This is a genomic window from Inquilinus sp. OTU3971 (assembly GCF_038440215.1).
In genome coordinates, this window is record NZ_JASATH010000264.1 from 1 (window position 1) to 8,700 (window position 8,700).

Consider the following 8,700-nt stretch of genomic DNA (forward strand, 5'->3'; position numbering starts at 1 on the left):
ACGGGGCGAGCGCATGTCACTCCTGGGCGAGCCCGCGCCAAGGCACCGACGCCGAGGATCAGAGCGGCAGGAACCGATAGGCTTGCCCGGCACGCTCGACATGACCGACGCCCGGAAAATCGAGGTGTGCGCCGGCGACGGACACACCGCGCTGTGCCGCGCGCTCCAGCATCTTGGCGCGGGTGACGCGCGCCTGCTGCTGGTTGGCGTCGTATTCCCAGGTCAGCTCCGGCCTTTCGAACTGGATCGAGGGCACATGTACGAGATCCCCCCAGATCAACAGAGTCTCGCCTCCGCTCGACACGTCGAATGCGGTGTGGCCGACTTCATGGCCATGTGCCTGAACGGCAGTGATGCTGTCGCTCAGCTTGAAGCCATCCCCGAACGGCAAGCGGGCCTGACGAAATCGAGAAAGCCGTTCGTACCCGTCGAACCTCGAGATTTCTTCCCGCGGCACAAGGAGCCGCCGGAGATTGGGAAAGGCGTCCGAGCCGTCGGCGGCCACCAGGCCGTGGACGTGGTCTTCATGCGTGTGGGTGAGGGCGACGGTCCCGATGCTTTCACGCGCCACACCCGCCTCGGCCAGCGCGTCGAGCAGCGAGCCCATGGTCGGCAGCCACGCGTTCGCCGCTCCCGTATCGATCAGGACATATTGGTCACGATCGATCACCAGAAAGGCGTTCACTGACAGGCGGAGGTGCCCATCGACCAGTTTCACCCCGGCCGGCATGTCCGATCCAAAAGGACGATCACCCGCTTGACGCAATCGGCTGGGCGGCATGTCGACATGGCCGTCGCGGAGAGCGACGACCACGAGGTCGTCAAATTCGTAGCGCACGAAATTCGTGCCGGACGCTGTCCTTTTCAGGCGACGGTCACCAGCGAAGGTATTCTTGACCGTACCCGCTGCGATAGCGCCGGCCGCTCCTGGGTCGTTGCGACGTGTCATGACACCAAAGCCTTTAGATTGCGACACAGTTCACTCCATCGTGATTGCTGTGTTGAGGCCGGATCCAACTTGGCGATCGCGACGCGATCTTTCAGCTCAGCAGCCAGATGGCTGAACCTCGGCGGCTCCACGCTGCGCCAGATGTCCTTGTGACGGGCACCGTCCATTCCCGATCCGGCGAACGGTGCTGTTAGGTTTCTTCTATAGCAGAATTGAATCTCCTATAGAAGAAGTTTGTCTGGCGCGATGCGTCCTGGGGTGCCTTGGACCGCTGATCGCGTTTGGCGCGGATGGATCGCTGGGATCGTCGAGCTCTATGGCGACCAGGACGACCCGGTCGAGGACCGCCCGGTCTCGTCGGTCGTGGCCGGGCTCGTCTGCGGCCTCGGCCTGGTCCGGCAATGGCGCCGCGACCAGCCGCGCTACGAGAACAGCCGCCCGGGCCTGCCGGCCGGCAGCCCGGCCGAGATCCGGTCCGAGCGCGCCAGCCGCCGGGCCGCGGTCGTCGCCATGGTCGAAGAGGCCATCGACGAGGTCGCCGATCCCGCCCGGATCGCCGACCTCAAGGCCGGACCGGCAGGCCGCGTCAGCGCAGCCGGACCAGCCCGGCCTCGGTCGGCGCGAAGCCGCAGGCGTCGCGGTAGAAGCCGCGGAGATGCGGGTCGAAATCGACATGCAGCCATTCGCAGCCGGCGGCGCGGGACTGCGCGATCGCCTCCGCGACCAGCCGGGTGGCGTGCCCCTGGCGCTGCAGCGGCGGCGTCACCGCCGTGTCGAGCAGGAAGGCGTGCACGCCGCCGTCCCAGGCGACGTTGACGAAGCCGACCAACCGTCCGGCCTGGCGCAGGCACACCCAGCCCAGGCTGAAGCGGTTGACCTGGCCCCACCAGTCGTCGTCCAGCATGGCATGCCCGAAACATTCGGCATGCAGGGCGTTCAGCTCGTCATTGGCGAAGGGGCCGCGCCATTCCAGCGTCGGCCATTCCGGCGTCGGGTCCGCCACCGCTCAGCGGTTTCCCTTGCGGCGCGGCACGACGAACAGGGAGTTGTCCAGCTGCACCCCGGGCTGGATGCCGGTCAGGTCGACCTGGGTGACGGTGCCCTGCTGGTCCACCGCCACCCAGCTCTGCAGGATCATCGGGTTGGCGGTGAAGTTCAGGGTCAGGCTGCCGTCCTCCGGCTTGTCGGTCTGCACCAGCTGGACGCTCAGCAGGTTGTTGCCGCGGCCGACCTTGACGACGGTGACGTCGCCCGACAGCTTGACGTTCGCCCGGGTGATGAAGTCGGCGATGGTCGACCCCAGCGGCACGTCCTTCCGCTGCCGCAGCTCGGCGTCGTAATAGGTCAGCCAGGTGCCGTCGGCGATGTACATGAAGTCGATCGGCGGCTCGTATTCGAGCCGCATCTTGCCCGGCCGCTTCAGGTAGAAATGGCCGCGATACAGGTCGGTGTTGTTGGTGGTCTGGACGAAGTCCGCCTTCACCGTGGTCAGGCTGCCCAGATACTGCTCGACCCGCTGCAGGTCCGCCCGGTCCTGGGCGGTCAGCTGGGCCGGTTGCGCCGCGGCCGTGGCCGGCCCGGCGGCGATCAGCAGCGCGGCCAGGGCCGCGGCGATGAAGCGTAAGATGGTCATGGTCGTCCGGATACACGGGGTCTGTGTTCCAAGTAGGGCGCTGACCCCTGGATATCCAGGGCGGTGACGACATGCCGCTAGTCCTTCAGCACGTCGCTGGCCTCCGCCTGGGCCGCCAGGGTCGCGGCGTCGTCCGGCAGCAGCCAGCCGGCGGCGACCTGCTGCGCCGCCACCGCCTTCACCCGCGCCACGAAGCCGGCATGGCTGCGGTAGCGCTCCTGCAGCGACGGGCGCGGGTCGCGGGCGGCGATGCGCTCGGCCCTGGTCCGGGCGAAGGGGATGAAGCCGCCGAGGAAAGAGCAGCCGCCGCCGGCGCCATAGCCCTGGGCCAGCACGTTCCAGCCGGTGTAGGTGCCGAGCGGCACCAGCGCCTGGACCGAGGGCACGCCCGCGACCTCGTTGCCGTCGGCATCGACGCGCACCACCTTCGACGGCAGCGCCTGCCGGATCCGCGGCGGCAGGAAGTCCGGCACGCCGCTGAGATCCTGATAGCGGAAGCCGCGGCCGACATCGTAGTCGAGGAAGACGTTCAGCTTGCCGTCCGGGCGCGGCGCGTCCGGGATCGCCGGCCAGCCCATCGCCCGCGCATTCGGGTCGACCAGGTCGCCGGCGGCCAGGGTCGGATAGCGGCTGGCCGGCGGCTCCCGGCCCGACCGGACCCAGTCGACCAGCGCCTGGCGCAGCGCCCGCAGGGTCATCGACGAGGGGTTGGGGTTGCCCGGCAGGACGCAGGCGGGCGCGCCGGGGAAGGCGGGGTCGCCGGTGGTCGAGAAGCCGCCGATCGCCGACCCGCCATGGGTCACGCCGGGGAAGTAGTAGCGGCGGACATTGGCCGGCAGCGCCAGGTCGCGGCGCGCATCGGTGCCGACCAGCCCGGGCGACAGGCGCAGGCCCCACAGCTCCGCCGCGCCGAAGGTCTCCATGATCTTCGGGCAGGTGCCGGTCGCCCCGCAGCGGTCCAGCAGGCTCGAGGTTCCGCGCCGACGGGCCCGGTCGTCGTACCGAATCCACCACAGCGTGCCCTCGCTGCCCAGCTCGTACAGCGTGGCGGCGCCGCCGGGAACGCCGAAGCGGATGTTCATCGGCAGCTGGCGCGCGGCGATGTTCGGGTTCAGGCCGTCGAACACGATCCGGCCCTGCTCGTCGGCGTTGAAGCCGAGATTGAGAAAGCTCTTCAGGAAGTTGCCGGATTGCGAGGTGCCGGTCGCCACCGTCCACCGCACCAGCCCGGCTGCCGGGTTGGGCGTGCCGGCCTCATCCGCCGTGGCGTGGCGCAGGAAGGCGTTGAGATCGCGGGTGGCGGCGAAGCCGATGCCCAGCACCTTCGGGTCCTTGCCGGTATAGGCCAGGCCATAGGCGAAGCGCGGGTCGAAGCCGCGGCGCAGGCAGATCCAGCCGGGATCGGGCGTGCCGGGGAAGGGGCTGTCGCTGCAGTTGCCGAAGGCCCAGTCGCGCGGCGGGACCGGGATCGCCGGCCGGTCGTCGGCCGATTGCCGGAACAGCCGCGCCCGGCGGGTGTCCAGCGTCGCCGGCACCGGCCCGGGACCGGTGCGCGAGAAGCCGACCAGGATCGGCAGGCTTTTGGTTCCCGGCGCCATGTTCATGAAGCGGGCGAAGGCCGGCCCGGTCAGCCCGGCCGCTGTCGGCACCTCCGCGGTCTGCAGCCCATCGGTGGCCGGGATGTCGCCCTGCCAGCCGCTGACCACGCGGATATGCCCGTCCGGATCGGCGGCGACGCCGCCATTGCCGCGGTTCGGCACGTCATAGACCAGCACGCCGCTGGCCTGCTTCGGGTCGGCCGGCAGGGCGATGGCGAAGGTCGCGGCGTACTCGACCTTGCCGCGGGCATTGCGCGGCGCCTGCCGCAGGTCGGTGATGATCGCATTGGCCGGATCCGCCGGGTCCAGCTCGCCTCGGAAGCGGCCGCGCAGGATCTCATAGGCCGGGGCGCCGGGCTTCGCCGGGGCCGCCGCCTCCTGCCGCTCCACGATCATCGTGGTGAGGCGGGCCTGGGCCAGGCCCGGCAGGCCGAGCACCAGCACGGACAGCGCCGCGGCGCGGATGATGCAACCCCTCATGCGTCTTCCCCCGTTGTGTTGGTTCAGCTGTTCTCGGGCAGCTCCAGGTCGAGCAGGGCGGAGGACAGCGACTTGCCGTGGCTGTCCAGGGCCAGCGAGGTGGTGACGCCGCTGCCCAGCACGCCCCGGCCGACGAAATGCAGGGCCGACAGGCCGGGCAGCTCGAAGCGGGTGAAGCGGCCGGCCACGGCGCCGCAGAGATGCGCCTCCACCCGCTCCGCCGTCACCGCACGGCGCAGCCGCTCGTAATCGGCCGGGTCGCGGGCGATCACGCTCAGCGTGGTGGTGTCGCCCTTGTCGCCGGCGCGGGCATGGGCGAGCTGTCCGAGGCGGACCATCATGCCTCCAGGATCTCGACCGCGGGGCTGACGGCCCGCCGGTCGATCAGGGTCGAGACGATGCCGACCACCGGGCGCAGGGCGCTGCGCACGCCGCCCCCCGCCGCCGGGCCGTTGGTGTACAGGCTCTCGACCTCGCGCGCCGCGTCACCCGCGGCCTCGGCGGTGGCGGCGCGGGCGCACAGCCGCAGCCGGACCTCGGAGGGCGCCCCGCCCCGCAGCCGCCCCGGCAGCAGCGAATCGACGCCGACCAGGTCGAGCCGCAGGTCGGTGATGTCGCCGCGGCGGGCCAGCCGGTCGCGCACGATGTCGGCAGCGCGCCGGCCGCGCTCGACCGCGCCGCTGCCGCCATAGGAGATACCGGCCTCCGCCTCCCAGCCCGCCTCATAGGCGACGCTGACCTTCAGCGACTCCGGCCTTGTCTTCCCGCGCGCCCCGGCGACGGCGACCCGGTCCCTGCCCCGCTCGGCCAGCGACACGCCGGTGACGTCCAGCACCACGTCGGGCGTGACATAGGCGCCGGGGTCGGTGACCTCGTACAGCAGCTGCTCGGTCACCGTGGCGCGGCTGACCCGGCCGCCGCTGCCCGGCAGCTTGGTCACGGTGATACCGCCCGCGGCCGTCACCTCGGCGATCGGGAAGCCGAGGTCGGCCAGGCCGGGCGCGTCGCTGCCATCGGCATCGGCGAAATAGCCGCCGGTGACCTGGCCGGCGCATTCCAGCAGATGCCCGGCCAGGGTGGCGGTGGCGATGCGGCCGGCATCGTCCAGCGCCCAGCCGAAGCGCCAGGCCAGCGGCGCCACGAACAGCGACGGGTCGGCGACCCGGCCGGTGATCACCAGCTGCGCCCCGGCCTCCAGCGCCGGCAGCATCGAATCGGCGCCGAGATAGGCGTTGGCGGCGACGAGATGGCCATGCGCGGCCAGCGGCCGGCCGTCCTCGAGGGCAAGGGCGGCCGGGTCGATCCGGTCCAGCACATCGTCGCCGGTCACCACCGCGATCCGCAGCGCCACGCCCAGCTCGCGGCACAAAGCGGCGGCCCGGCGGCCGGCGCCTTCAGGGTCGGCGGCGCCCATATTGGTCAGCACCCGGATGCCCTGGGCGGCGACGCCCGGCAGAACGGGGCGCAGCCGGCGCTCCAGCAACGGATCGAAGCCGGAATCGGGATCGGCCCGGCGGCGGCGATGGGCCAAAGCGATGGTGCGCTCGGCCAGGCATTCGAACACCAGCGCGTCGAGATTGCCGCGCGCCACCAGCTCGGCCGCCGGCTCCAGCCTATCGCCGGCGAAACCGGCGCCGGCCCCGATCCGCATCGCCTTCGGCATTCAGATGGCTCCCGTGGCCCAGGCGACGGCCGTCATGACGAGGGTCGAGGCGAAGGCCCATTTGAAGATGAAGCGCTGATGGGCGCCGAGCTGCACCCCGGTCAGCCCGACCAGGATGAAGGTCGAGGCGGTCAGCGGGCTCAGCGGGAAGCCGGTGGTCATCTGGCCCAGGATCGCGGCCCGGCCGATCGCCAGCGGGTCCTGGCCCAGCGCCCCGGCGGTGCCGGCGAAGACCGGCAGGATGCCGTAGTAGTAGGCGTCCGGCGTGAACACCAGGCTCAGCGGCATGCCGGTCACCGCCACGATCTGCGACAGGTACGGCGCCAGGCTCTGGGGCACGATGGCCACCAGCGCCTCGGCCATGGCGCCGATCATCTTGGTGCCGCCCAGGATGCCGGTGAAGATGCCGGCGGCGAAGATCATCGCGGTGACGGTGACGACGCTGTCGGCATGCTTCACCAGCCGCTCGCGCTGCTGCTCCCAGCGCGGATAGTTGACCAGCAGGGCGATGGCGAAGGCGGTGATGAACAGCACCGGCAGCGGCCACAGCCCGGCCAAAAGGGCCACGATCAGGGCGATGGTCAGGGCGGCGTTGAACCAGGCCAGATGCGGCCGCCGCGCCGCCCGCTCGGCCTCGGTCGGCTCGACCAGCGTCCCCGCGTCGACGCCATGGGCGATGCCCAGCCGCTTGCGCTCGCCGCGGCCGATCAGCCAGGCGGCGACGAACACCCAGGCCAGGCCGGCGACCATCGCCGGGATCACCGGGTTGAACAGGGCCGCGGCATCGATCTTCAGGACCGCCATCGCCCGCGCCGTCGGCCCGCCCCAGGGCAGCAGATTCATGGCGCCGGCGGCCAGGCAGATGATGCCCGGCAGCACCAGCGGGTTCAGGCCCAGCCGGCGATGCACCGGCAGCAGGGCCGTGACGGTGATCAGGAAGGTGGTGGCGCCGTCGCCGTCCAGCGCGACCAGCATGGTCAGCAGCGCCGTGATCAGGCACAGCCGCACCGGGTCGCCCTGCACCAGGGACAGCAGGAACTTGACCGGCCGGTCGAAGATGCCGGTGTCGAGCATCAGCCCGAAATACAGCACCGCGAACATGATCATGATGCCGACCGGCGCGACCTTGACGACGCCGTCCAGCATCATCGGGCCCAGGCCGGCGCCGAAGCCGCCGAGCAGGCCGCCGGCCAGCGGCACCAGCACCAGCGCCACCAGCACCGAGACGCGGCCGCTGAGGATCAGCGCCAGGAACACCGCGATGGTCAGGAACCCCAGGGCCGCCAGCATCCGCCATCCTCCCGTTGCGGCGGCCGTCCTTCATGCGGCGACCGCTCTGGCGTCAGGACGCCATGGCGGGCGGTGGAACCGGAAGTGAATTTGTGTCATCGATTGATGCGTGAAGCGCATCAACCTGTCGCTGTTCGAGATCGAGGTGTTCCTGCAGGTCGACCGGCTGCGCAGCTTCCGCGCCGCGGCCGAGGCGCTGGGCATGTCGCAGCCGGCGGTCAGCCGGGCGGTGGCGCGGGCTGAGACGCGGCTCGGCGTCCGCCTGTTCGACCGCAACACAAGGACGGTCGAGCCGACGCCGCAGGGACGGGAGTTCGCCGCCATCGCCGGCCGGCTGATCGGCGACCTGCGGAGTTCCCTCGACGACCTCGGCGACTATTTCCGCTCGGCCCGCGGCCGCGTCGCGGTGGCCGGGCTGCCCTCGGTCACGGCCGGGCTGCTGCCGCCGGTGATCGACCGGTTCCGCCGCGGCCATCCGGGCGTGTCGGTCGGCGTCATCGACACGCTGCTCGACGGCGTGGTCGGCGCGGTGCTGAGGGGCGAGGCCGATCTCGGCATCGCCGGCCGTCCGGCGCCCGACGGCAAGGTCGAGTTCACCCGGATCATGTCGGACCGCTTCGTCGCCATCCTGCGCCAGGACCACCCGCTGGCGCGGGCTTCGGCCGTCACCTGGGCCGACCTGGCGGCCTATCCCTTCGTCGCCATGTCGCGGATCACCAGCGTCCGCCCGCTGACCGACCGCGGCTTCGCCCAGGCCGGGGTGGCGGTGGAGCCGGAATTCGAGGTGTCGCATCTGGCCACCGCCGGCGCGCTGGTGGCGGCCGGGCTCGGGGTGACGGCGCTGCCGGTGCTGACCCTGCCGGTGCTGGCCCATCCGGCGCTGACCACGCGCCTGCTGCAGGGGCCGGAGGTGACCCGCGACATCGGCGTGCTGACCCGGGCCGGCCGGACGCTGTCGCCCGCCGCCGCCGCCTTCCGCGACACGGTGCTCGCTTCCGGCAACGCGACCGGGGAATGAAAAGGCCCCGGCCCGGGGGGGGGGCGGGCCCGGGTTGGGGGCCCCGGGGGGGGCGGGGTTATACGGGCG

The 8,700-nt window shown here is 71.5% G+C and carries 8 protein-coding genes; 1 reads left to right on the forward strand and 7 read right to left on the reverse strand.

What is annotated here, in order from left to right:
- Positions 1-58: 58 nt before the first annotated feature.
- The 7 genes from AAHM41_RS36960 to AAHM41_RS36990 form a co-directional block, all read right to left on the reverse strand.
- The gene (locus AAHM41_RS36960; protein WP_342241634.1) at positions 59-949 is read right to left on the reverse strand and encodes an MBL fold metallo-hydrolase; all 891 of its coding nucleotides are present in this window, start codon (positions 947-949) and stop codon (positions 59-61) included.
- Between the two features lie 586 nt (positions 950-1,535).
- A complete protein-coding gene (locus AAHM41_RS36965; RefSeq protein ID WP_342241635.1) occupies positions 1,536-1,952 on the reverse strand; it encodes a GNAT family N-acetyltransferase in 417 nt (138 codons plus the stop codon).
- Positions 1,953-1,955: 3 nt separating this feature from the next.
- A complete protein-coding gene (locus AAHM41_RS36970; RefSeq protein ID WP_342241636.1) occupies positions 1,956-2,582 on the reverse strand; it encodes a LolA family protein in 627 nt (208 codons plus the stop codon).
- A 77-nt stretch (positions 2,583-2,659) separates the two neighbouring features.
- On the reverse strand, positions 2,660-4,660 hold the full coding sequence (locus AAHM41_RS36975) for an alpha/beta hydrolase domain-containing protein (protein WP_342241637.1): 2,001 nt from the start codon (positions 4,658-4,660) through the stop codon (positions 2,660-2,662).
- Between the two features lie 23 nt (positions 4,661-4,683).
- Positions 4,684-4,998, reverse strand: a complete 315-nt coding sequence (locus AAHM41_RS36980; protein ID WP_342241638.1) for an AtuA-related protein — start codon at positions 4,996-4,998, stop codon at positions 4,684-4,686.
- On the reverse strand, positions 4,998-6,323 hold the full coding sequence (locus tag AAHM41_RS36985; protein WP_342241639.1) for an acyclic terpene utilization AtuA family protein: 1,326 nt from the start codon (positions 6,321-6,323) through the stop codon (positions 4,998-5,000). Before AAHM41_RS36985 ends, AAHM41_RS36980 begins: the two co-directional genes overlap by 1 nt.
- Positions 6,324-7,613 (reverse strand): CitMHS family transporter, encoded by a 1,290-nt coding sequence (locus tag AAHM41_RS36990; protein ID WP_342241640.1) that lies wholly within the window; start codon positions 7,611-7,613, stop codon positions 6,324-6,326.
- A gap of 109 nt (positions 7,614-7,722) precedes the next feature.
- On the opposite strand from AAHM41_RS36990, the gene AAHM41_RS36995 reads away from it, so the two are divergent.
- Complete coding sequence (locus AAHM41_RS36995; RefSeq protein WP_342241641.1) at positions 7,723-8,631, forward strand: LysR family transcriptional regulator; 909 nt, start codon at positions 7,723-7,725, stop codon at positions 8,629-8,631.
- Positions 8,632-8,700 lie beyond the last annotated feature (69 nt).